The organism is Streptococcus sp. DFI.7.26 (assembly GCF_022240605.1).
GTDB classification, from domain to species: Bacteria; Bacillota; Bacilli; order Lactobacillales; family Streptococcaceae; genus Streptococcus; species Streptococcus xiaochunlingii.
The window spans coordinates 1-22,566 of record NZ_JAKOGN010000016.1 but is presented as its reverse complement, the minus strand read 5'-3'; the positions used below and the strand labels follow the sequence as shown (position 1 = coordinate 22,566).

Genomic DNA, 22,566 nt, shown 5'->3' with positions numbered 1-22,566 from the left:
AGGAGGTCTCTTTATGCATTCTTCTTATAAGAAGCGTTTGTACACAAACGCACTCAGTATCTCTACCGCGGTCCTCTTAGCCTTCCTCGCACAAGGTCAAGTTGCTGCGGACACTGTTGAACCAGCTAGTCCTGCCGCACCTGTCGAAAACGTCCTCAAGCCAGAGGAGGCTAGTGCTAGTCCAGTTACTGGATCAGAAGTGGCAAGTCATAGCTCAGCAACAGAAGTTGCACCAAGCCCTGTGGAAGCAACTCCTAGCTCAGCTAGCCCAGCTAGCGCAGAAGCAAGCTCGTCTACTGCTTCAGACACCGCTAGTCCTACGACCAAAGTAGAAAGCCCTGTAACAGAGCGAACAGCAAACGCAGATCCTGCTATCAGCCTTAGTGACAGCCCTGTTTACATGTCTGAAAAGGGAACGCTAACGGATACCGTCAAGGATCAAGCTCAGGCTGTTGGAAAGATCAACTGGACCTTGGACGACAAACCACTGGAAGAATGGAAAACTTGGGATATGGAGACAGGAACTCTTTCCAAAGATCCCTTTATCACAGTTGAAGAGAACAAAAACGGTAACGATTTGGATCTGACCTTTACTGTCAAGGAACTCTTTGGCGAAGATTTAAGCCTTCGGAGCCCTAATAATATCCGTCGGACCTATCGGAACTATATTGGCGAGCATACTTTAGTCGGAACTAGTTCAGATCTTGGGCTGACTATTCGCAAGAATCTAACCTTCCGTCCATATAAAGATTTCCATACCCACGAGGAAATGCTAGCTTCCATTGAGCAGACAAAGGCAGAAGCCAAAACGGACCGTCTAGTTCAGCTTGAAACCCTTGGTAAGAGCGCCCAAGGCCGTGATATGAAGATGGGAATTGTGAGTAAGGACCAAGCAAGTATTGACCACTACCTCTCATCTACCAATCCAACAGCTCTCACAAAACCAAGCGAGATGTTGGCCGCTCTGAAGGACAAGACCTTGGATTACAAACTGCCTGTCCTGGTTCATAATACGCATGCGGATGAACAACCTGGGATTGACATCATCACTGGTCTCTTCCGTACCTTCGCTACAGAAAATCAAGTCACTTTTAAAACGACAGACGAAGCTGGTAACGTCAAGAATGTAACTCTGGACATCCCAACTCTCCTAAACAAATTTATCTTCTTGTTTGACTTCACGGAAAACCCAGATGGAGATGCTCTCAACCTGCGGGCCCTAGCAAACGGGCTCGATCCAAACCGGGATGCCAGTTACCAAACCAACCCTGAAGTCCGGACCGTCATCCAAATGATCAACAAGTGGAATCCGATCGCTCTCTACGACTTACACGGTTTTGTAAAAGAATTCTTAATCGAACCTGCAACACCTCCACATGATCCAAACTTTGAATACGATCTTCTGTCAGACCTGATGCTAGAAAATGCCCATCATATGGGCCGGGCTGGAGTTGCCAATTCCAAATACGACAGCTACATCATTCCAAAACTGGATTGGGGAGATGGCTGGGATGATTCCTTCTCAGGTTATACAGGTGTCTATGCTGTCTATCACGGTATCTTGGGCCACACCATTGAAATACCAGAATCCAACCAAGAATCCTATAAGGCTGGACGCAATGCTGTCCTCGGCGGCATTGACTTTCTCAACCAAGATCCAGACAAGCTCCTTGAGATGCGGCTCAACTTCTACTTACGTGGTCTCAACAAGATTGAGGATCCAAAAGCTGAAAATGAACTGGTCGGCCCAAATGGGGAAATCGTTGGACGTGTGAAAAACGGTCGTCCAAAATTCTTCCCTGACTATTATGTCATCCCAATGGGACTCGACAAGGACAATGATGCCCAAGAAGCCTTCAATATGATCGACTACTTCAAACGCAATGGTGTTCTCGTCAAAGAGCTTAAAGAAGATACAGGCAACTACAAAAAAGGGGACTTAGTCATTGATATGGCCCAAGCCAAACGCGGCTATGCCAACCACATTCTCTACAAGGGCTCCAACGAATCTGCCTGGGCTGCGATGTACGCAGAGTTACTGGTTAACTTCCCAGATATGAGAGGGTTCAAGTCCGAACCTGTCTTTGCGGATGGTCTTTTCAATGGAAAATTAGGCGAAGTCACCACCACCCGTGCGACTCGTACCTCTGAGATCGATCCAAAAGCTCCTTACTATGTGATCGCAAATACCTCAGCCAGTGCCGTTAAAGCTATCAACCAGGCCATTTCCCAAGGAAAATCTGTCTACCTAACAGATGATGGCTACATCGTTGACCGTGATACCTTTGCTTCGCTCCTGCCAAACTATGCCATCTATGGTGATGCCCTCTACAAGGTGCCAAGCGGGCCAACCTTGAAACCGATGAAGGTCTACTCTCCAAACTACCACTATAATTGGGCTGGAGTCGATGCGCCTGCTCATACAAGTCTGGTCCTTGAAAAATTAGGCTTCCAAATCGTCGATACTCCTGACGAAGCAGATGTCATTGTGCTTGAAAACAACCGCTTTGACGCCTCCATCTTCGGCAAGAAACCAACTCTCGTCATCGGAGGGGAAGCCATGCAGAAACTGGAAAAATTGGGAGTTCTTACAGGTTTTGATGCTGAAAAACTTAAAGGTGGCAGTGACTACGAGGGCTTGATGAAGGCCATCATTGATGACCAAGATCCACTGACCAGCGGTTACAAGAAGAACGCCCTCTTCTACTCCAACTCAGGAAACTGGATTGAAAAAGTTCCAAGCAACTTCAAGACCTTGATGAGCATCGCTTCAAGCGACTACTACATTGCTGGCTGGTGGCCAAAAAATGAAGTCCTAGCCAATAAGGTCATGGCCATCTCTGGAGAACTTCTTGGGCAACCACTCTTTGTCTATGCCGGAAATCCAACCAATCGCCAACACCCTGTCCACTTCTTCCGCTGGGTAACCAACGCGATCTTTGGTAGCAAGTTAGCAAGCTTGATGGATTACGTACCAGCCAAAGAACCAAATCAGGTGGTGGTTCCAATTCATAACCAAACAACCACTCCACAGCCAATCTTGGCTAAGAAGGACACTACTAAAGTTCTCCTTCCACAAAAAGAAACCGCAGCTGAAGCTGAAGAAAGCGCGCAAACCTTGAGCTACCAAGTGGGACAAAGATTCCAAGAAAATCCAGTCAAGGCGCAACTGCCACAAACTGGAGATCACTCAACCGGACACTTTGTTCTTTCAAGCTTCTTGCTAGCCGTTAGCGGAGGCATGCTCCTCTTGAAAAAGAAAGAAGTTGAATAAGTTCCAGGTTTAGACTTGGATGGCATGAAAAGAACCTTCGCAGATGCGAAGGTTCTTTTTATGCCACCAATTCCAGCACGATGGTTTGGTAAGGGGCCAATTCTAATACCTGGTCTCCTTCTTGGAACAACCCTGCGGTATTATTTAAAACGACCGTTTTAATCGGAGCTGTCAACTCCAAAGTAGCCTGGCGATTTTGGAAATTGCTGATTACCAAGAGACGCTTGTCCCCACGGCGTTCGAAGGCGATGATATTCTCACGTTCCCGATAAGCTGGGATCATATCTCCAAACCGGATGGTATTTCCATAGAGGGGATGGCGATACAAGGCCGTTAACTGGCGGTAATAATTCAAGATGGAGTCTGGATCTTTTTCCTGGTCCTCTACATTAATAGAATAATCTGGTTTGGAACTGATCAACCAGGCTGGTCCATCGCTAAAGCCCAGACCTGGCTCTCTTGTCCACTGCATCGGTGTCCGCGCATTATCCCGGCTGTAGTTGGCAATCACTGCTAAGGCTTCTTCCTCACTCAAACCAGCTTCTTTAGCAACGTGGTAGCCATTGATGGTCGCGATATCATCAAAGTCTTCCACTGATTCAAAGACTTGGTTCTCCATTCCAATTTCTTGACCTTGATAGATAAACGGAATTCCCTTGCGCAAAACCTGAATGGTTCCCAGGGCTTTTTTACTGGGGTCGTTTACTGGACCTTCTGCGATATAATGGGACACCCCACGAGGTTCGTCGTGGTTTTCGATGATGGTCGAGAGAACACCAATTCTATCTGCGCGCTCATGCGCTTGGAAAATACTTTCCTTGAGTTCTTCCGCTGTTGGAAGAGTATGGTCAAACCAGCCCTTTCCTTCCTGCCCCAAGCAAGTTTGCTTGAAGTCAAAGATAGAAGAAAAGACACTGTCTTTTCCAATGAAGAAATGCAATTCTTCATCGGTTTCATTGAAAACTTCTCCTACAGTGAAAGCATTGTACTTGGCAAAGGTTCGCTCCTTTAACTCTTGCAAGAAAGGTTCAATCGATTGGGCATTCACTAGAGACTCCAGTACTGGGACCAAGCCATTTTCGCGATCAGACGGAAGCGAACGCCATTCTAGATCTTTTTTGATATTGATAATAGCATCGATCCGGAAGCCCGCGATTCCCTTGTCCAACCACCAATTGATCATCCTGTAAATTTCTTCGCGCAAGACAGGGTTTTGCCAATTGAGATCTGGCTGATCCTTGTGGAAAGAATGAAGATAGTATTTGTTGGTGCCAGGAACCGGCTCCCAAACACTGCCCCCAAAGTAACTTTCCCAGTTGTTGGGTTCTTTGTCACTTTCGATAAAATAAAAGTAATCCGCATAAGGGCCATCTGGATCCGCTAAAGCCTTTTGGAACCACTCGTGATGACTGGAGCAATGGTTAACCACCAAGTCCATAATGATAGAAATTCCTCGCTTCTTACCTTCCGCAATCAACTCTTCCATATCTTCCATGCTCCCAAAAAGCGGGTCAATGGCATAATAATCGGAAATATCATATCCCTGATCAATAAAAGGGCTCTTGTAAACAGGCGATAACCAGAGAATATCAATCCCCAACTGTTGAAGGTAATCGAGTTTTTCCGTGATTCCTTTTAAATCACCAACACCATCTCCATTGCTGTCTTTGAAGCTTTTTGGGTAAATCTGGTAAGCGACCTTCCCCTTCCACCAATCTTTTTCCATGTCTTGTCTCCTTAAATGAAAGAGACCGAGACAAATCCTCTCAGTCTCCATAGTGTCAGTAGGTATTAGTATACTGTTTTTTCAGTTTCTTTATCGAAGAAGTGAGCTTTGTTCAAGTCAAATCCAAGTTCGATTGTTTCACCAGTTCCAAGGTAGTCACGCGCATCTACTTTTGCGATAAATTCGTTGTCACCAACTTGGCAGTACAAGTGAGATTCAGAACCGAGCAACTCAGACACTGAGATGGTTGCTTTCACGACTGATTCTGGGAAAGTTTCAAGGAAAGCAGCTTCTGTATTCACGTCTTCTGGACGGATACCAAAGATCAATTCTTTACCATCATAGCCTTTTTCTTTCAAGACTTTCAAAGCACCTTCTGGAACTTTCAAATTCAATCCATTGGCAACGATGTGTCCACCTTCCAACTTCACGTTAATGAAGTTCATGGCAGGGCTTCCGATGAATCCAGCTACGAATTTGTTAACTGGGTTTTTGTACACTTCTTGCGGAGAACCAATTTGTTCCACACGTCCAATTGTACCAGTACCAGCTGGGTTTTTAGTAGCTGACATGATAACGATACGATCTGCCAATGTCATCGCTTCTGTTTGGTCGTGAGTTACGTAGATGGTTGTAGCACCGATACGACGGTGGATTTTCGCGATTTCAGCACGCATTGATACACGCAATTTTGCATCCAAGTTTGACAAAGGTTCGTCCATCAAGAATACTTTTGCATCACGGACAATGGCACGTCCCATGGCCACACGTTGACGTTGACCACCAGAAAGGTCAGCTGGTTTACGATCCAAGAATTCTTTCAAGCCAAGGATTTCAGCTGCTTCTTGTACACGTTTGTCGATATCTTCCTTGCTGTATTTACGCAATTTCAAACCAAATGCCATGTTATCGTACACAGTCATGTGTGGGTAAAGAGCGTAGTTTTGGAATACCATGGCGATATCACGGTCTTTAGGTGCCACGTTGTTTACAACAGTGCCATCGATTGAACACTCACCTTCTGTGATATCTTCAAGACCAGCGATCATACGAAGAGTCGTTGATTTACCACATCCTGAAGGACCTACGAAAACGATAAATTCTTTGTCTTTGATATCCAAGTTGAAGTCTTCAACTGAATAGTGTTCGCTGTTTGGATATTTTTTGTAAATATTTTTAAGATTTAATTCTACCATGATGGTACTCCTTTGATGTTTATAGTTCTATTGTAAATGAAAACGCTTTATAAATCTATGGCAGGTCTCACAAAAAAGAAAAAGAGTTTTGTGCAAGTTGCACAAAACTCTGGATTGATTCCCTTACATCACATCTTGTAAGACCAAATGGTAACAAAGGGCTAGATCTGTCAGATTTTTTAACTGGAGACCCGTTAGCTCCTCCCATTTATCCATCTTGTATTGAAGGGAATTGCGATGGAGATAGAGTTGCTGGGCCGCCTTGGTCACAACTGCTCCATTGTCCCAAAGTGCAACAATGATGTCTTGCAACTGATCTTGACTCGCAATCAACTGACGCAAGCGTTCTTTGATAGGATGTAGGTCCAAATCTTCCTGTTCGATTCCCCACAGATAGAGTTGAGAAAAGTGGTAAACACCTTGATGCCCTTCTCGGATCCAGCCTCTAAAGACTTTTCGTTCTGCTCGAATGACTGAAGACAGTCTCCAATCCTTAGGCTCGGTCCATACCTGCCCCACCATGATGGATAAGCGAAGATTAAAGTCATACTCCATAGCAGATACGGTATCTTTTAAGATAGTAGCTACAGGTAGCGATTGCTCTTGGTCCAGAATGAGTACATAGTCCTGTCCACTCAGCTGCAAGACTGCTCGAAAGTTGGGCAAGAGTGTCTGCATCATCTCTAACCAGGAAGCTGTTCCTTCCGCTGTCGAATGTGAGAGGTGGCAATAGACAAGTTGCATTTTTTTGATGACTTGAGGGGCTTCTCCCTTTCCATCAATCAAGTATTGGTACCAAGGATTGGGAGCAAGATCTTCCTCACTGCCCAACCAGGCAATCAATTGCTTTTCTCTCTCCGTCAACTCCTCTTCTTTCAGTTGCAACCATTGCTGGGCCTGAAGAGGGATGGCTACAAAACCAGCTGGTGGTGTCGGTTGATCCGTCACCTCAGCATGAGGGAACCACTCTCTGATATCTTTCACTACTTTATCCCTTCTTCCACTTTTTGGATACACCAAGCTACTAATTCCTCTAAGCGGTTGATTTCATCTGTCAAGTGCAAGTAACCCATGACCGCTTCAAAGCCTGTCGACATGCGATAGGTCACGACGTCGGCATTTTTAGCCTTGGTATGGCTATTGGTATTACGACCGCGCTTGTAGATCTCCAACTCTTTTTCTGTCAGAATTTCTTGCTCCAGCATGCTTTCAATCAAGCTAGCCTGAGCTCTAGCAGAGACGTAGCGGGTTGCAGTCTGGTGAAGCTTATTGGGCTTGGTCATCCCTTGAAAAATTAGGTGCCTGCGAATATACATGGAATAGACCGCATCCCCTTCAAAGGCAAGGGCTATGCCGTTAATCAGATTGACATCAATCACGTGTCCACCTTACACCTTCTTTTGTATCCAAGAGCTTGATTCCTTGCGTAGCCAATTCATCGCGAATGGCATCTGCTCGCGCAAAATCTTTCTTAGCCCGCGCTTCCTGACGTTCAGCGATCAAGGCTTCAATATCCGCATCCAAAACTTCTTCAACAAAGACCACTCCAAAGACTTCTAACATCTTTGCCAAGGCATCCTTGACGTCTTGGTCGTAGTGACCCGAATTGATCCATTTGGCCAATTCAAAGACGACAGTAATTCCGTTCGCTGCATTGATATCTTCATCCATCGCCGCGATAAACTTGTCCACAAAGCCTTGCAATTCTGCTGGATCCACTTCTCCTGTGAACGGTTGCTCATAGGTATTTTTCAAATACTTGAGGTTGGTCTCCGCATCGCGTACCGCTTTTTCTGTGAAGTTAATGGGCTTGCGGTAGTGCTGGGTCGCAAAGAAGAAGCGAAGGACTTGGCCGTCGATGGTCTTCAATGCATCATGCACAGTGATAAAGTTGCCTAAGGACTTGGACATCTTGACATTGTCGATATTGACAAAGCCATTGTGCATCCAGTAGTTGGCAAAAGTTTTGCCTGTTTTGGCTTCAGACTGGGCAATCTCATTGGTATGGTGTGGAAACTCAAGGTCAGCTCCACCACCGTGTATATCAATAGTATCCCCTAAAATCCCCGTTGACATGACCGAACACTCGATATGCCAACCCGGACGACCAGGTCCCCAAGGGCTATCCCAAGAAACTTCACCCGGCTTCGCAGCTTTCCAAAGGGCAAAGTCGACTGGATTTTCCTTGCGAGCAGTTTCCTCATCTGTCCGACCAGAAGCGCCTAGCTCCAAGTCTTCTAGAGTTTTGTTGGCTAATTTAGCATAGTTGTGGGATTTTTCCACACGGAAATAAACATCCCCTTGGCTCTCGTAGGCATAGCCTTTTTCGATCAAATCAGCGACAAAGCGAATGATGTCGTCCATAAACTCGACCACACGAGGGTGGCGGGTTGCAGGTTTGACCCCGAGAGCCGTCACATCCTCACGAAAGGCCGCAATGTACTTGTCTGCCACTTCCTGAGGAGTAATGCCTTCTTCTTTAGCACGGTTGATAATCTTATCATCCACATCTGTAAAGTTGGAAATGTAGTTAACCTCGTAGCCACGATACTCAAAATAGCGACGAATCGTGTCAAAAGCTACCGTTGAACGGGCATTCCCAACGTGGATATAGTTGTAAACTGTTGGCCCACAAACATACATGCGGACCTTTCCTTCTTCGATTGGGACAAATTCTCGCAAATCACGAGACATGGTGTCATAAATTTTAATCATGCGGTCCACTCCCTTCTCTATTTCTGATTTTTTCGGCTGAAAACCAGCTCTGCAAAAGGGCCAAATTGTCTGAGGCTATCCAGTTGGTAAAAGCGCTGCCCTTCCTCTTGGGTAAAGAGGGGAACCCCCTTTCCTAGGATAAGGGGCGCTATCTGAATAATGAGGTGGTCGAAAAGATCCGCATCCAAGAGCGGTCCTACCAAGGAATTACCACCTATCACAAAGACATTTTTGCCTTTGTCAATCTGGCGAACAAAGTCCACCACATCCCCAGCTACTGGCTGGTAATTGCTGACAGGCAGGTGCCTATCATGCGTAAAGACATAGTTTTCCGTAGTTTGATAAAAACTCTCTACATCTTGCAAATCTTGGATTTCCTCAAAGGTCCGCTTGCCCATGATGGTGATATCCATTTGCCTGTAAAAGTCATCATAGCCTGTATCCTCTACAGAAGCAAGCTGATGCAGCCAGTCTATCCTGTGCTGGCTGTCTGCCAAGTAGCCATCCATGGTGATACAGCCGTAAAAATAAACTGCCATTCTTGTAGTTACCTTTCTAGTTCTTTTGCTATTGTCAAAGCGATAGTGAAAAAAGTCATGGCATCAGCTGTCCGCTCTTCATGGCGGGTATCCCAGGTTCGGTTATGATGATCCACATAGTCAGCTGTGTAGAAGAACTGATAGACTTTACTCTTGCGAAATTGACTCCAAGCCTTCTTTCAGTTCAAGGACTACCTGGTTCAAAATAGCATCTGATAAATATGACAGGTCGGTTCCTCCTGTCATATTTCACTTCGATAACTTTGCCAACCTTTTCTAAAGACTTGATGAATGATGGCTGGCTTCCTTGGCGTGCTCCATCTTATTCACGTAGTATTCACGCTTTTCTTCCTCCTGGTGAATGATTGGCTCATCCTTCTTACCGTGAACACGAACAATCTTGGCAGGGACTCCGACAACAGTCACATCACTCGGTACATCGGAGACGACGACGGCTCCTGCCCCGACTTTGGCCTTGGTCCCAATCTCAATCGGACCGATGACCTGAGCATGAGCGGAGACCAACGCTCCCTCACGAACCGTTGGATGGCGCTTCCCTGTATCCTTTCCAGTTCCACCGAGCGTCACCCCGTGGTAGAGCATAACGCCTTTTTCAACAATAGCTGTTTCCCCAATAACAAGGCCCGCTCCATGGTCGATAAAGACACCCGAAGCAATGGTCGCACCTGGATGGATTTCGATCTGGGTCCAAAACCGCCAGAACTGACTGTGCATCCGAGCTAGAAGCTTAAAGCCATGATTCCACAAAAAGTGAGAAACACGGTGAGCAGCTAACGCTTTGACGCCTGGATAGGTCAAGAGGACCTCCAGCGAGGTACGTGCTGCTGGGTCATTTTCTTTTACAATATCAATGGTTTCACGCCACCATCCCATACCGTGCTCCTTTCTTTTAAATGCTTATTCATTCGTTGCTTCACCTGGATCTTTGGTAAAGTCTTTTCTAGGTTTATAATCTTTGTTGTGGTGACGAGGACGATCGCCATGACGATGACCCTTATCCCCTTTGTCTTCTGCATGTTCTGGTTTTGGAGGACGAGGCAAGAGGGCCTTCATAGAAGCATCGACACGACCTTTTTCGTCAATCTTGATAATCTTCACATCCACTTCATCACCGATGGCTACCAAGTCTTCGACACGGTTGGTACGAGTCCAAGCCATTTCAGAGATGTGTACGAGGGCATCTGTCTTGTCAAAGAGGTTGACAAAGGCACCAAATTTCTCGATACGAACAACTTTGGCATGGTAGACTTCGTCCACTTTCGCTTCACGAACCAAACCAGCAATGATTTCTTTAGCACGGTTAATGGCCGCTTGGTCGCTCGAGTAGATCGATACGTTACCTTCTTCGTCGATATCAATCTTAACGCCTGTTTCAGCGATGATCTTATCGATGGTTTCTCCACCCTTACCGATGACAATCTTAATCTTGTCCACATCAATCTTGATGGTATCAATTTTCGGAGCAGTTGGAGCCAATTCTGGACGAACTTCTGGAATCGTTGCTTCGATCACATCAAGGATTTCAAAACGGGCTTTCTTGGCTTGAGCCAAAGCCTCAGTCAAGATTTCAGCAGTGATCCCTTGAATCTTGATATCCATTTGAAGGGCTGTAATCCCGTCACGCGTACCTGCAACCTTAAAGTCCATATCTCCAAAGTGGTCTTCTAAACCTTGGATATCTGTCAATACTGTGTAGTTGTTCCCATCTGAAATCAGTCCCATAGCAATCCCTGCTACTGGCGCCTTGATTGGCACACCACCAGCCATAAGGGCAAGCGTTCCCGCACAGATAGAGGCTTGAGATGAAGAACCGTTTGATTCCAAAACTTCTGCTACCAAACGGATCGCATATGGGAATTCTTCCAAGCTTGGCAATACTTGAGCAAGAGCACGCTCGCCAAGAGCACCGTGACCAATCTCACGACGACCAGGCGCACCGTAACGACCTGTTTCACCTACAGAGTATTGTGGGAAGTTATAGTGGTGCATAAAGCGTTTCTTGTACTCTGGATCCAAACCATCGATGATTTGAGTTTCACCCATTGGCGCCAAAGTCAAGGTAGAAAGAGCCTGAGTTTGTCCACGAGTAAAGAGACCTGAACCGTGCACACGGGGAACGAAGTCAACAACCGCATCCAAAGGACGGATTTCATCGACCTTACGACCATCAGGACGAACCTTGTCTTCTGTGATCAAACGACGCACTTCTGCGTGTTCCATTTGTTCCAAGATTTCAGCTACATCCCGCATAATCCGGTCAAATTCTTCGTGATCTGCATATTTTTCTTCGTAGACTGCTGTTACTTGGTCTTTTACTGCTTGAGTTGCAGCTTCACGAGCTAATTTTTCTTCTACTTGAACCGCTTTTTGAAGGTCGCTGTTGTAGGCTGCGATGATTTCAGCTTGCAAGTCAGCATCTACATGAAGCAATTCCACTTCTGCTTTTTCTTTCCCAGCTGCTGCTACGATTTCTTCTTGGAAGGCAATCAATTCTTTAACAGCTTCGTGCCCTTTCAAAAGAGCTTCCAACATGATTTCTTCTGACAATTCTTTGGCACCAGACTCTACCATGTTGATGGCGTGTTTCGTACCGGCTACTGTCAATTCAAGAAGAGAGCGCTCGGCTTGTTCTTGCGTTGGGTTGATGATGATTTCCCCGTCGACATAACCCACCTGTACCCCAGCGATTGGTCCGTCAAACGGAATATCTGAGATAGAAAGGGCCAAGGATGAACCAAACATGGCTGCCATTGGTGCAGAGGCATTTTCATCGTAAGAAAGAACCGTATTGATGACTTGCACTTCGTTACGGAAGCCTTCCGCAAACATTGGACGGATTGGACGGTCAATCAAACGCGCTGTCAAAGTCGCATCTGTAGACGGACGTCCTTCCCGTTTCATAAAGCCACCAGGAAACTTCCCAGCTGCATACATTTTTTCTTCGTAGTTGACTTGAAGTGGGAAGAAATCCCCAGTTGCCATCTTCTTAGACATAACGGCAGCAGTCAAGACAGTTGACTCCCCATAACGCACGACAACAGAGCCATTGGCTTGCTTGGCAACCTGACCAGTCTCTACGATCAACTCACGACCCGCAAAAGTCGTTTGAAACACTTGTTTTGTCATTGTAATCCCCTTTGGATTGATAAAATTATACGACTTGCCTACAAAAATCAGGATACAAAGGGCGTGAAGAATCCCGTATGAAAATAGGAGATTGACGCAGTGTGCCACGCACACTAGGAAATCTATCTTTTTCACTAGGGATTTAGCCCGTGTTCAACTATCAAGATACTAAGCCGTTAAGCAACTCAACTAGATAGGGATTTCAACAGCCTTTCTGTATGTTATATCCTCATCTTTGTATCCAAGCACGTATAACCTTTATTTTACCATATTCAAGCCCAAAAGAAAAAGGCTTTAAAAGCCTTTTTCGAGGAATATTTGATTTCCACTTATTTTAAAATTCTAGAGCTAGATATAGGTGCTATCTATTTAAAAGTCTCCATGCAATCTCTACTGACTAAACAACAGCGTATTTTGTAGGTGAACGACTATTCTATTAATCCACACGATAGAAGAAGGACTCTGGGGTCCAAATGTACTGCTGCCCAGTCCAAATTCGATCTTTTTTAGTATCCGACGGATCACTATTCTGGTTACTATCTAGTTTGATAGATGTTCCTGCTGGTAAAAACGAAATTGCTGCTCCCCCAGCTGTATTCGGTTTTGAACTGTGGATAGCTCCAGAAATATAGCCATGATCAGGATAAATGTTATTAACGACCCCACTACCATCTGTAAAAAATTGATTTCCAGTCAAGCCATCTTTATCAAATTCCAAAGTCCATCCCAAGCCATTTCGCCAAGTCCCCGCAATACTTGAAAAATCTCCGTTCTGAATCTCTTGAATATTCATCCCACTACTTTCCTTATTCGAAGTAGTTGTATTAGAACCTTCCACTCTCGTCGTAAATTCAAGCGCGATCCAGCCTTGGCCAGATTGGAGCTTGCCCCAGGTATAACCGTCAGCTGTAACCGTCTCAGTTATCGTGTAAACACCTTGCGGGATCATTCCAACTTCTTCCCCCTTGATCGATGCTTCTTTACGAATTCGAAGATCTGAAACTGCTACACGGACTTGGAAACTACTTGTTTGCTGCTCTGAGGTACTTGCTTGGCTGGTCGCCTTCTTTCCGGTCTCTAGTTCTTTCCATCCAAATTTTGCTTGATCCAATTCTTTTGCTGTAATCCCTAAGGTTTTTTCTGGCTTCTGACCGTCCCCATTTTTAATTTGGATCTTATTGACAGTTTCCAGTTTCCCTTTTTGGAACTTGTAATGGATCAAATCTACTTCTGGTTGAAGAGACGAAAAGCTAGCATAGATGACCGAGCCATCCTCAAAAATTTGAAAACCTGAACGAGAGCCACCAGAGGAAGCTACAAAAGCTGTATGGAGTAATTCTGGTTGCTGGCCTTTCAGATAGTAGATTGCTGAGACTGTTTGGCCATTCCCAATCAAGAGTTCGTCCCGCCCATCCTTATCCAAATCTGTATAAAAATAGGAAAGGTTAGGTTTACTACCCAGAGTTTGAAGATACATGGCATAGGCATACTCATCCGATTGAGGATCTATTTCTTTCAGTTTGGTCTCTAGACCTGCACTATCACCTGCTTCGATAGCCCTAGAGTAGGCCTGATAACGTTCAAGAACCGTTTGATAGTACTCATGCCCAGACGATGCTTTCTTGGAACTTTTTCCATCTGTTACTTCACTTTGAGCTGTAGAGGGTTGCGTCCGAGGACGTCGCTTAGGTCCACATGCCACCAAGGTTAGCAAGGTCATCGCTGCCAAGCTAACTTTATAGAATTTCTTCATCGTATACTCCCTAAAACTTTCTCCACTTTATTATACCAAAAGAAGGTAAAAAAGATAGAAAATCCTTGGCTTCTGATTGGATCCAGCTAGCTTTGATAAGTTCTCCTTTCGCCTATCATTCTCCCCTATTTTCTGCTATACTGAATATAGTTATTTGATCAAAAGGAGAACACTATGGAATTAAAAAAACGTTCTGAATTTCCTGAGAACGAACTCTGGGACCTCACAGCCCTCTATCAAGACCAGGAAGACTTCTTGCGTGCCATCGAAAAGACGCGTGAAGAAATCAATGAATTTGTCCGCAACTACAAGGGTAAGCTCCACACTTTTGAAGACTTTGAAGCTGCCTTTGCGGTCTTTGAACAAATTCAGATTCAACTCAGCCACATTGGTAACTACAGCTTTATGCCACAAACGACTGACTTTGGCGATGAAGCTTTTGCGGAAATTGCCCAAGCAGGGATGGATTTCGAAACTTGGGCGAGCGTTGAACTTTCCTTCTTTGACGATGCTTTGGTAGAAGCGGATGAAGAAGTCCTCGAACGCCTCGGGCAACTCCCTCACCTCACTTATGCCATTCGTCAGGCTAAAATCAAAAAAGCCCACTACTTGGGAGCTGATGTGGAAAAAACTTTGACCAACCTGGGTGAAGTCTTCTACGGACCACAAGACATCTATACCAAGATGCGAGCGGGTGACTTTGAAATGGCTGATTTTGAAGTGGATGGAAAAGTCTACAAGAATAGCTTTGTCACCTATGAAAACTTCTACCAAAACCATGAGAATGCGGAAGTCCGTGAAAAAGCCTTTCGTTCCTTCTCAGAAGGTCTTCGTAAGCATCAAAACACGGCTGCTGCTACCTATCTAGCCCAAGTTAAGTCCGAAAAACTGATCGCAGATATGCGAGGCTATGACTCGGTCTTTGACTATCTCTTGGCTGAGCAGGAAGTGGATCGCTCTATGTTTGACCGTCAGATTGACCTGATCATGAAGGATTTCGCTCCAGTCGCTCAAAAATTCCTCAAACACGTAGCCAAGGTCAATGGTCTTGAGAAAATGACCTTTGCTGATTGGAAGTTGGATTTGGACAGTGCGCTCAACCCAGATGTTACTATTGATGACGCTTATGACTTGGTCATGAAATCTGTGGCACCTCTTGGCGAAGAATACTCCCGCGAAATCGCCCTCTACCAAACCGAACGTTGGGTCGACTTTGCGGCCAATGAAGGCAAGGATTCCGGTGGATATGCGGCTGACCCTTATCGCGTCCATCCTTATGTCCTGATGAGTTGGACAGGACGAATGAGCGATGTTTATACCCTGATCCACGAGATTGGACACTCTGGTCAATTCATCTTCTCAGATAACAACCAAAGCTACTTCAACGCCCACATGTCGACCTACTATGTGGAAGCTCCTTCTACCTTTAACGAGCTCCTCCTCAGCGACTACTTGGAACACCAGTTTGACGATCCTCGTCAAAAACGCTTTGCCCTAGCTCACCGATTGACAGATACCTACTTCCACAACTTCATCACTCACTTGCTGGAAGCAGCCTTCCAACGCAAGGTCTACACCTTGATCGAAGAAGGTGGTACCTTCGGCGCTAGCAAGCTCAACAGCATCATGAAGGAAGTCTTAACCGAATTCTGGGGCGACGCCGTTGAAATCGATGACGATGCAGCCTTGACCTGGATGCGTCAAAGCCACTACTACATGGGGCTTTACAGCTACACCTACTCAGCTGGCTTGGTTATCTCAACAGCGGGTTACCTGCATTTGAAGAACTCCGAAAATGGAGCCAAAGATTGGCTGGACCTCCTCAAATCAGGCGGTAGCAAGACCCCACTTGAGTCAGCCATGATCATCGGAGCAGATATCTCGACTGACAAACCACTTCGCGATACCATCCAATTCCTTTCAGACACGGTTGATCAAATTATTGCCTATAGTGCAGAATTGGGAGAATAAACTCCTCTACAGCTAACTCTAAAATAAGCTAGTAAAAATGCAGAGGTGCTAGGGATGTATCAAGAATTACAAAGTAAAGTAACAGAAGAAAAACCAAGCTATCGTCTAGAAGAAATCCAGTGGTTGTTGGAACATTTAGGAGACCCTTCACCAGAAATTCGCGATAATCTTGTTTTTACAAGCTTGGCTAGAGGGATTCAAGAAGAACTCTTTACACAAGAACAATTTCTTTTCATTGCTGAGACGATTTTATCCGATGAAGGAGTAGAAAAAGAGATTGACAAGATTGGGCTATCGACACTTGATCGTTCTTTTAGAGCGCTTATTTATGCCAATCTCTTGTCTGCAGATGCCAACCAACAATCGATTTTTTATCAAAGATTAAAAGCTGATATAAGATATATTTTACTGGATCAAGGCTTACACTATCTTTTAAAAGAAAAGGATACAACAGGTTTTTCCAGCCAGTATGGCTGGGTTCACGCTTTTGCGCATGGAGCTGATCTTTTGACAGAAGTAGTTTGTCATCCGGACTTTCCTAATGACAAAGTTCATGAAGGACTGAACATACTTGGCCAAGTCTTTAGAAGAATTTCAATTCGTTTTACCGATGATGAGGACTGGCGTTTAGCTAGAGTGCTCTATGAACCTATTTTGCAAGGGAAAATCGAGCAAGAACAAGTAGCTTCTTGGATAAAAACGCTTGACTTTCCAATAGAAGAAAGGGAAGATTTTTATAAATTTTCCAACCTTAGATCCTGTCTGTTAGAAGTCTATATTCAACTTGATCAGAGAGACTTTTTACAAGATGAGTTGAAAGAGGCCATTCAGTCTTTTCAATACTAACTGTTGCACTTATTCTTGCAATTTATCATATAAAAAAGCACTCCCATTTTATTAATGGGAGTGCTTATGCTTTTAACCCAACTCAGCCACAATAGCCTTGATTTGTTCTGCAGTGTGAACACCAGCAACTTGTTTAACCACTTGTCCATCTTTTTTGAAAAGAAGAGTAGGGATAGACATAATGCCGAAAGCACGCGCTGTATTTGGATTTTCGTCAACGTCCATTTTAACGATTTTTAAAACATCTTCTGAAAGTTCTTCAGACAATTTATCCAAGATTGGTCCTTGCATACGACATGGACCACACCAGGTCGCCCAGAAGTCTACTAAGACCAATCCTTCTTTCGTTTCTGCTTCAAATGTTGCGTCTGTAATTGCTTTTGCCATTGTTTTTCTCCTTTAGTTTTTGTATTGATCGAGGTCTTGCTTCATCAAATAGAAGAAGACATCTCCGTAAGTTCCATGGTAATCGAGTTCGTGCCCATTATAGGTCAATTTTTGTACGGGATAGTAATCCGCTACACCGATCAAGCAGGTCTGTTGGGAGCGTTCAAATTCTTCATAGGAATCAAAATGCATGACTCTTTCTTGTTTTGCACTATCTAGATATGTAATATCAATCATATCGATAACCTCTATTTCTTAAGATGTGTCTATTGTAACTCTGTTAATTACATCTGTCAAACAAAACGACTTACTCAGAATCATGAATCTTGTTCGAAAAAAGATAAAAAAACCTCTGAATTCAGAGGGCTCCATTCTTGCTGTATAAAACGTTTCTAGACAAGGCGACGAACCGAAGATTGTACTAGATTTCTTCTGAAAACAAAAAATCTCCCCGAAGGGAGATAAATCTGGTCTATTTTACCTTACGATGCTAGGAACCGTAGCCGAAGATTATACTATAATTCTAGTGAAAAAGAAAAGCTACTCTACAATAGAGTAACTTAACTTTTTTGTATTCAATTGAACACGGCCTAAGCACTTGGCAAAAAATAACAGCCCTCTGAATTTAGAGAGCTGTTTTGAGCTCGGGCTAAAATCCTAGTGAAAAAGATGAAACTCCTTGTGTTCATCGAACACTGTGTCGTTTCCCTATTTTCATACGGATTTTTGGCGCCCTTAGCATCATGATTAACGACGAAGTCCAAGAGAGTTGATCAACTCACGGTAACGGTTAACGTCGTTCTTACGAAGGTAAGCCAACAAGTTACGACGGCGACCGATTTTCTTCATCAAACCACGGTAAGTAGCGTGGTCTTTTTTGTGTTGTTTGATGTGGTCGTTCAAGTGGTTGATTTCCCAAGTAAGGACAGCAACTTGTACTTCTACTGAACCAGTGTCACCTTCGTGACGTGCGTATTGTGCAATGATTTCATTTTTTTTCTCTTTTGAGATTGCCATGATAAGCTCCTTTTCTTTATGCTCTATCCGAGTGGCAGGTTTGGCATAGCCTGCTACCAAGAAAGAGTTAGTTGTCTATTCGACCTATTCATTCTACCAAGATTTCATCTTTCTGTCAAACACTTCTGCTTTTTCCAACAGAGTTCTTCAAACCCAAGACTACAATGACTTCTCATTATAGGTTGACCCGAAAGTCAGTTAAGAGCTTTATTTCTTCTGCTGTCAATCTACGCCACTCCCCTAATTCGAGACTAGGATCCAAGCTCAATGGCCCCATGGAAATCCGCTCGAGATCGGTGACTTCTTTGCCACAGGCTGCAACCATGCGCTTGACCTGGTGAAATTTGCCTTCTGCGATGCGGATCTGAACCAAGCAAGTCTCGGCTTCTCGATCAACTTCTAAAATTTCTAACTCAGCTGGCAGGGTGGTGAAATCCTTCAATTCTATTCCTGATTTGAAGCGGACGACATCTTCCTGGGTCATGATGCCAGCTACTTGGGCACGGTAGACCTTGTCCACATGTTTCTTAGGCGATAGCATGGCATGAGCCAACTTACCATTATTGGTCAAGAGGAGTAAGCCATGGGTATCAATATCTAGCCGTCCGACAGGAAAGACTTCCTTGTGTCTGGCCGTGTCATCTAACAAATCTAAGACTGTTTGATGGTGGTCATCTTCCGTTGCTGAAATGACCCCTTTGGGTTTATTGAGCAGATAGTAAACAAACTCTTCATGGAATAAACTTTCTCCTAAATAGGTCACTTGATCTTTATCTGGATCAATATGAATCTTGGCAGAGGTTTCCACCTTTCCATTGACCTGAATCTTTTTTTGCTTGAGAACTTGCTTGACTTCTGTCCGGCTTCCCACTCCACAGTCCACCAAATATTTATCTAGACGCATGCTTGCCTCCTTCATTCTTCTTATCATTATACCATGAACCAGACTAGGATTCTTTCCTTTTCTAGTTTACAGTCCGTCTAGTCCATTAGCACCCCTCAATCAATTGGCAAACTTTCATTCTAAAAGGAATTATGATATGATGGTTTCTAGAAAAAAGGAGTGAATGAGAACATGTCTGCAATTGAAACCATTACAAAAGCTGCCCATCTAATTGATATGAATGATATTATTCGCGAAGGCCACCCAACTTTACGTGCTATCGCTGAAGAGGTCACTTTCCCACTGTCAGATCAAGAGATTATCCTAGGGGAAAAAATGATGCAGTTCTTGCACCATTCACAGGATCCTGTCATGGCAGAAAAATTAGGTCTTCGGGGAGGAGTCGGACTCGCTGCCCCTCAGTTGGACATTTCTAAGCGCATCATTGCCGTTCTCGTCCCAAACCCAGAGGATGAAGAAGGAAATCCTCCAAAAGAAGCCTACTCCATCCAAGAAGTCATGTACAATCCTAAAATTGTCTCCCACTCAGTCCAAGATGCGGCTCTTGGAGATGGGGAAGGATGCCTCTCTGTAGACCGCAACGTTCCTGGTTATGTGGTCCGTCACGCACGTGTAACAGTAGACTACTATGACAAAACGGGAGAAAAGCACCGTATCAAACTCAAGGGCTACAACTCCATCGTAGTTCAACACGAAATCGACCACATCAATGGGGTCATGTTCTACGATCGGATTAATCCGAAGGATCCTTTCGCTATCAAAGATGGCATGCTTATTTTAGAATAAAAAAAAAGACCCATGGGTCTTTTTTTATTAAGGTGTAACAGAGAAAGTGGTTGGAATCTCTATCCCATTTTGTAAGAGGGCATCATGATAGAGTTTGTAATAAAGATGGTAGATGGCCACTTGGCTTCCCGACTGGACCATCATGGCGACGCGGAAGGAATAGCGACCCGTCCCCTTTTCAATTTGAGGACCTAAAATCGTTGGACCATCTAAGATTTCTGGATGTTTCTGTGCTTGTTCATCGTTGACTTGCTGGAAAATCTGATAAATCTTATCGAGATCAGTTTGAGCAGAAATCGGCATATCAATTAAAACGCGCTGGTTGCCCCGCGAGAGATTGCTAACAACCATAATATTGCGATTAGGGATAAAATGCAAGGTCCCATCTGCATCTCGCACCTGGGTCGTCCGAATGCCGACACTCGACACTGTCCCTGCGATGGTAATCGGACCATTGGTCACTCGCACCGTATCTCCAACATCCAATTGGCGCTCCAGAAGAATAAAGAAGCCATTGACCAAATCCGATAAGAAGCCTTGAGCTCCCATCCCAATGGCAACTCCTGCAATTCCAGCACCCGCCAAAAGACTTGAGACTGGCAAGCCGAGGATGGAAAGAATCCAGTAAATGAGGATGAAATAAAGGCAGTAAGTTAACAGACTTTCTACCAAACGCAAAATAGTTTTCTTACGAGCGTCATCTTGTCCAACATAGTTCAGAGATGGTTTTAAAATCCGTTTCACCATGCTACGAAGTAGTTTTTTGGCAAGCAAAAATAAAATAAATAAAATAGCTAAGGAAATCAATTTCGAAACTAACTCATCCATGATCTTGGTCCAATCAAACTGACTGACATAGCGGGAAAAAATATTCTTCATACCTTCTATCAATCTCCTTCTTCTTTTTCTAATGGTTTGATTATATCAGATTTTAGGCTATATAACCACTAACCTCCCCTTATGCTCACCTTGATTTTCAAACTTAACTATCGTATAATGGACGGTAAACTTTCAATAAAGGAGGTCCTTATGGTCAAACGACTCATTCAAACTTGGAACAAAACCAACCTGATGAAGCGGATTGCAATCGGAATCTTCGTTGGAGCCCTTTTAGCTCTGTTGCTTCCTAAAGCATCTGCAATTGGTCTGTTAGGGGAAATCTTTGTAGGAGGCTTGCGGGCTATTGCTCCTCTTCTAGTCTTCGCCCTTGTCGCTAACGCCCTCTCCCAGCACCAAAAGGGAACCCAAACCAATATGAAATCAGTCATTGTCCTCTACCTCCTGGGAACTTTTGCGGCAGCCTTGGTAGCGGTCCTGGTGAACTATCTCTTTCCTATTACCATTTCTTTAACAGGAACTAGTGCTGAAGGAACTTCTCCCGATGGATTAGGGGAAGTCATCAGCAACCTTCTCTTAAAAATCGTGGACAATCCCCTCAATGCCCTTATTCAGGCTAATTATATCGGGATTCTATCCTGGGCTGTCGTCTTTGGTGTTGCTATGAGAGAAGCTAGTGAGCACAGCAAGGACCTCCTTCAAACCCTGGCAGATATCACTTCCAAGATTGTCGAATGGATCATTAACCTTGCGCCATTTGGGATTCTTGGCTTGGTCTATACAACGATTGCAGGACAAGGATTTGATGGACTTAAAAGCTATGGCCTCCTCTTACTTCTCTTGGTTGGCACCATGTTCTTCGTCGCTCTAGTCATCAACCCGATTTTTGTCTACATCATGATTCGCAAAAATCCTTATCCGCTCGTCTTCAAATGTCTACGAGTCAGTGGATTGACCGCCTTCTTTACTAGAAGCTCTGCTGCTAACATCCCTGTCAATATGAAGCTCTGTAAGGAACTGGGTCTCAATCCTGATACTTACTCGGTCTCTATCCCTCTAGGATCTACTATTAATATGGCCGGAGCTGCCGTTACCATTAATACCTTGACCCTAGCTGCTGTCAACACCTTAGGCATCCAGGTCGATTTTGGGACTGCCCTGGTCCTCAGTGTCGTAGCAGCTGTTTCAGCCTGTGGGGCTTCTGGAGTAGCCGGTGGCTCCCTCCTCTTGATTCCTGTCGCCTGCAGCCTCTTTGGTATCGACAATGATATTGCTATGCAAGTAGTCAGCGTGGGCTTCATTATTGGTGTCATCCAAGATTCTTGTGAAACAGCTCTCAATTCATCAACAGATGTCCTCTTTACAGCTATTTCTGAAATGAAAGATTGGCCCAAAGAAAAACGCTATTAAGTCAGAAGAGAGTGGGACAGAAATCGGTAATTCGTTAGAATTCGATTTCGTCGTCCCA

At 44.5% G+C, this 22,566-nt stretch carries 19 protein-coding genes and 2 pseudogenes; 5 read left to right on the top strand and 16 right to left on the bottom strand.

Annotation, left to right across the window (positions count from 1 at the left end):
• The first annotated feature begins 13 nt into the window (after nucleotides 1-13).
• On the top strand, nucleotides 14-3,274 hold the full coding sequence (locus L0M85_RS09190; RefSeq protein ID WP_238656909.1) for an LPXTG-anchored zinc carboxypeptidase: 3,261 nt from the start codon (nucleotides 14-16) through the stop codon (nucleotides 3,272-3,274).
• Between the two features lie 58 nt (nucleotides 3,275-3,332).
• On the opposite strand, the gene L0M85_RS09185 is transcribed toward L0M85_RS09190, so the two are convergent.
• From L0M85_RS09185 to L0M85_RS09140, 11 genes and pseudogenes are all read right to left on the bottom strand, one after another.
• Nucleotides 3,333-5,000: an alpha-glucosidase gene (locus L0M85_RS09185; RefSeq protein ID WP_238656908.1), complete on the bottom strand. Its 1,668-nt coding sequence runs from the start codon at nucleotides 4,998-5,000 to the stop codon at nucleotides 3,333-3,335.
• Between the two features lie 65 nt (nucleotides 5,001-5,065).
• Nucleotides 5,066-6,196: a sn-glycerol-3-phosphate ABC transporter ATP-binding protein UgpC gene (gene ugpC / locus L0M85_RS09180; protein WP_006595597.1), complete on the bottom strand. Its 1,131-nt coding sequence runs from the start codon at nucleotides 6,194-6,196 to the stop codon at nucleotides 5,066-5,068.
• A 123-nt stretch (nucleotides 6,197-6,319) separates the two neighbouring features.
• Nucleotides 6,320-7,180 (bottom strand): helix-turn-helix domain-containing protein, encoded by an 861-nt coding sequence (locus L0M85_RS09175; RefSeq protein ID WP_238656907.1) that lies wholly within the window; start codon nucleotides 7,178-7,180, stop codon nucleotides 6,320-6,322.
• Complete coding sequence (locus L0M85_RS09170; protein ID WP_238656906.1) at nucleotides 7,180-7,575, bottom strand: Mini-ribonuclease 3; 396 nt, start codon at nucleotides 7,573-7,575, stop codon at nucleotides 7,180-7,182. The genes L0M85_RS09175 and L0M85_RS09170 overlap by 1 nt, the downstream gene beginning before the upstream one ends.
• Nucleotides 7,568-8,911 carry a cysteine--tRNA ligase gene (gene cysS / locus L0M85_RS09165; RefSeq protein ID WP_238656905.1) on the bottom strand — a complete coding sequence of 448 codons (1,344 nt, stop codon included), beginning with the start codon at nucleotides 8,909-8,911 and terminating at the stop codon, nucleotides 7,568-7,570. The genes L0M85_RS09170 and cysS overlap by 8 nt, the downstream gene beginning before the upstream one ends.
• A 17-nt stretch (nucleotides 8,912-8,928) precedes the next feature.
• Nucleotides 8,929-9,450, bottom strand: a complete 522-nt coding sequence (locus L0M85_RS09160) for a dihydrofolate reductase family protein (protein ID WP_238656904.1) — start codon at nucleotides 9,448-9,450, stop codon at nucleotides 8,929-8,931.
• Between the two features lie 8 nt (nucleotides 9,451-9,458).
• Nucleotides 9,459-9,623 (bottom strand): annotated as a pseudogene (locus L0M85_RS09155) (phosphorylase); the annotation flags it as partial.
• Nucleotides 9,601-9,696: pseudogene (locus L0M85_RS10075) on the bottom strand (bacteriocin); the annotation flags it as partial. The pseudogenes L0M85_RS10075 and L0M85_RS09155, both read right to left, overlap by 23 nt.
• A gap of 30 nt (nucleotides 9,697-9,726) precedes the next feature.
• On the bottom strand, nucleotides 9,727-10,344 hold the full coding sequence (gene cysE, locus L0M85_RS09150) for a serine O-acetyltransferase (protein WP_048715162.1): 618 nt from the start codon (nucleotides 10,342-10,344) through the stop codon (nucleotides 9,727-9,729).
• A gap of 24 nt (nucleotides 10,345-10,368) precedes the next feature.
• Nucleotides 10,369-12,597 (bottom strand): polyribonucleotide nucleotidyltransferase, encoded by a 2,229-nt coding sequence (gene pnp, locus L0M85_RS09145; RefSeq protein WP_238656903.1) that lies wholly within the window; start codon nucleotides 12,595-12,597, stop codon nucleotides 10,369-10,371.
• A gap of 436 nt (nucleotides 12,598-13,033) precedes the next feature.
• Nucleotides 13,034-14,350 (bottom strand): DUF6287 domain-containing protein, encoded by a 1,317-nt coding sequence (locus L0M85_RS09140; protein WP_195611059.1) that lies wholly within the window; start codon nucleotides 14,348-14,350, stop codon nucleotides 13,034-13,036.
• Between the two features lie 174 nt (nucleotides 14,351-14,524).
• Between L0M85_RS09140 and pepF the strand changes: the two genes are divergently transcribed.
• Both pepF and L0M85_RS09130 read left to right on the top strand, forming a co-directional pair.
• Nucleotides 14,525-16,321, top strand: coding sequence for an oligoendopeptidase F (gene pepF, locus L0M85_RS09135; protein ID WP_238656902.1), 1,797 nt, complete (start codon nucleotides 14,525-14,527; stop codon nucleotides 16,319-16,321).
• Nucleotides 16,322-16,375: 54 nt separating this feature from the next.
• Nucleotides 16,376-17,167: a DUF2785 domain-containing protein gene (locus L0M85_RS09130; RefSeq protein WP_195611070.1), complete on the top strand. Its 792-nt coding sequence runs from the start codon at nucleotides 16,376-16,378 to the stop codon at nucleotides 17,165-17,167.
• 72 nt (nucleotides 17,168-17,239) lie between these two features.
• Here the strand turns inward: L0M85_RS09130 and trxA are convergent, their stop codons facing one another.
• The 4 genes from trxA to L0M85_RS09110 form a co-directional block, all read right to left on the bottom strand.
• Nucleotides 17,240-17,554, bottom strand: a complete 315-nt coding sequence (trxA, locus tag L0M85_RS09125) for a thioredoxin (protein ID WP_048688449.1) — start codon at nucleotides 17,552-17,554, stop codon at nucleotides 17,240-17,242.
• A gap of 12 nt (nucleotides 17,555-17,566) precedes the next feature.
• The gene (locus tag L0M85_RS09120; protein WP_238656901.1) at nucleotides 17,567-17,791 is read right to left on the bottom strand and encodes a DUF4649 family protein; all 225 of its coding nucleotides are present in this window, start codon (nucleotides 17,789-17,791) and stop codon (nucleotides 17,567-17,569) included.
• A gap of 510 nt (nucleotides 17,792-18,301) precedes the next feature.
• Entirely contained in the window at nucleotides 18,302-18,571 is a 270-nt protein-coding gene (gene rpsO / locus L0M85_RS09115; RefSeq protein ID WP_004193424.1) for a 30S ribosomal protein S15, read from the bottom strand.
• A 175-nt stretch (nucleotides 18,572-18,746) separates the two neighbouring features.
• Nucleotides 18,747-19,475, bottom strand: a complete 729-nt coding sequence (locus tag L0M85_RS09110) for a pseudouridine synthase (RefSeq protein WP_238656900.1) — start codon at nucleotides 19,473-19,475, stop codon at nucleotides 18,747-18,749.
• Nucleotides 19,476-19,646: 171 nt separating this feature from the next.
• Between L0M85_RS09110 and def the strand changes: the two genes are divergently transcribed.
• Complete coding sequence (def, locus tag L0M85_RS09105; protein WP_238656899.1) at nucleotides 19,647-20,261, top strand: peptide deformylase; 615 nt, start codon at nucleotides 19,647-19,649, stop codon at nucleotides 20,259-20,261.
• A gap of 27 nt (nucleotides 20,262-20,288) precedes the next feature.
• Here the strand turns inward: def and L0M85_RS09100 are convergent, their stop codons facing one another.
• A complete protein-coding gene (locus tag L0M85_RS09100) occupies nucleotides 20,289-21,140 on the bottom strand; it encodes a mechanosensitive ion channel family protein (protein ID WP_238656898.1) in 852 nt (283 codons plus the stop codon).
• Nucleotides 21,141-21,290: 150 nt separating this feature from the next.
• On the opposite strand from L0M85_RS09100, the gene sstT reads away from it, so the two are divergent.
• Nucleotides 21,291-22,508, top strand: coding sequence for a serine/threonine transporter SstT (gene sstT, locus L0M85_RS09095; protein ID WP_195347746.1), 1,218 nt, complete (start codon nucleotides 21,291-21,293; stop codon nucleotides 22,506-22,508).
• Nucleotides 22,509-22,566: the final 58 nt, after the last annotated feature.

Bases quoted from the DNA above. Each gene is read 5' to 3' on its own strand.
- cysS (WP_238656905.1), bottom strand. From the start codon at position 8,911: ATGATTAAAATTTATGACACCATGTCTCGTGATTTGCGAGAATTTGTC.
- pepF (WP_238656902.1), top strand. From the start codon at position 14,525: ATGGAATTAAAAAAACGTTCTGAATTTCCTGAGAACGAACTCTGGGAC.
- L0M85_RS09160 (WP_238656904.1), bottom strand. From the start codon at position 9,450: ATGGCAGTTTATTTTTACGGCTGTATCACCATGGATGGCTACTTGGCA.
- L0M85_RS09110 (WP_238656900.1), bottom strand. From the start codon at position 19,475: ATGCGTCTAGATAAATATTTGGTGGACTGTGGAGTGGGAAGCCGGACA.
- pnp (WP_238656903.1), bottom strand. From the start codon at position 12,597: ATGACAAAACAAGTGTTTCAAACGACTTTTGCGGGTCGTGAGTTGATC.
- trxA (WP_048688449.1), bottom strand. From the start codon at position 17,554: ATGGCAAAAGCAATTACAGACGCAACATTTGAAGCAGAAACGAAAGAA.
- rpsO (WP_004193424.1), bottom strand. From the start codon at position 18,571: ATGGCAATCTCAAAAGAGAAAAAAAATGAAATCATTGCACAATACGCA.
- L0M85_RS09100 (WP_238656898.1), bottom strand. From the start codon at position 21,140: ATGAAGAATATTTTTTCCCGCTATGTCAGTCAGTTTGATTGGACCAAG.
- L0M85_RS09185 (WP_238656908.1), bottom strand. From the start codon at position 5,000: ATGGAAAAAGATTGGTGGAAGGGGAAGGTCGCTTACCAGATTTACCCA.
- ugpC (WP_006595597.1), bottom strand. From the start codon at position 6,196: ATGGTAGAATTAAATCTTAAAAATATTTACAAAAAATATCCAAACAGC.
- def (WP_238656899.1), top strand. From the start codon at position 19,647: ATGTCTGCAATTGAAACCATTACAAAAGCTGCCCATCTAATTGATATG.
- cysE (WP_048715162.1), bottom strand. From the start codon at position 10,344: ATGGGATGGTGGCGTGAAACCATTGATATTGTAAAAGAAAATGACCCA.
- L0M85_RS09120 (WP_238656901.1), bottom strand. From the start codon at position 17,791: ATGATTGATATTACATATCTAGATAGTGCAAAACAAGAAAGAGTCATG.
- L0M85_RS09190 (WP_238656909.1), top strand. From the start codon at position 14: ATGCATTCTTCTTATAAGAAGCGTTTGTACACAAACGCACTCAGTATC.
- sstT (WP_195347746.1), top strand. From the start codon at position 21,291: ATGGTCAAACGACTCATTCAAACTTGGAACAAAACCAACCTGATGAAG.
- L0M85_RS09140 (WP_195611059.1), bottom strand. From the start codon at position 14,350: ATGAAGAAATTCTATAAAGTTAGCTTGGCAGCGATGACCTTGCTAACC.
- L0M85_RS09130 (WP_195611070.1), top strand. From the start codon at position 16,376: ATGTATCAAGAATTACAAAGTAAAGTAACAGAAGAAAAACCAAGCTAT.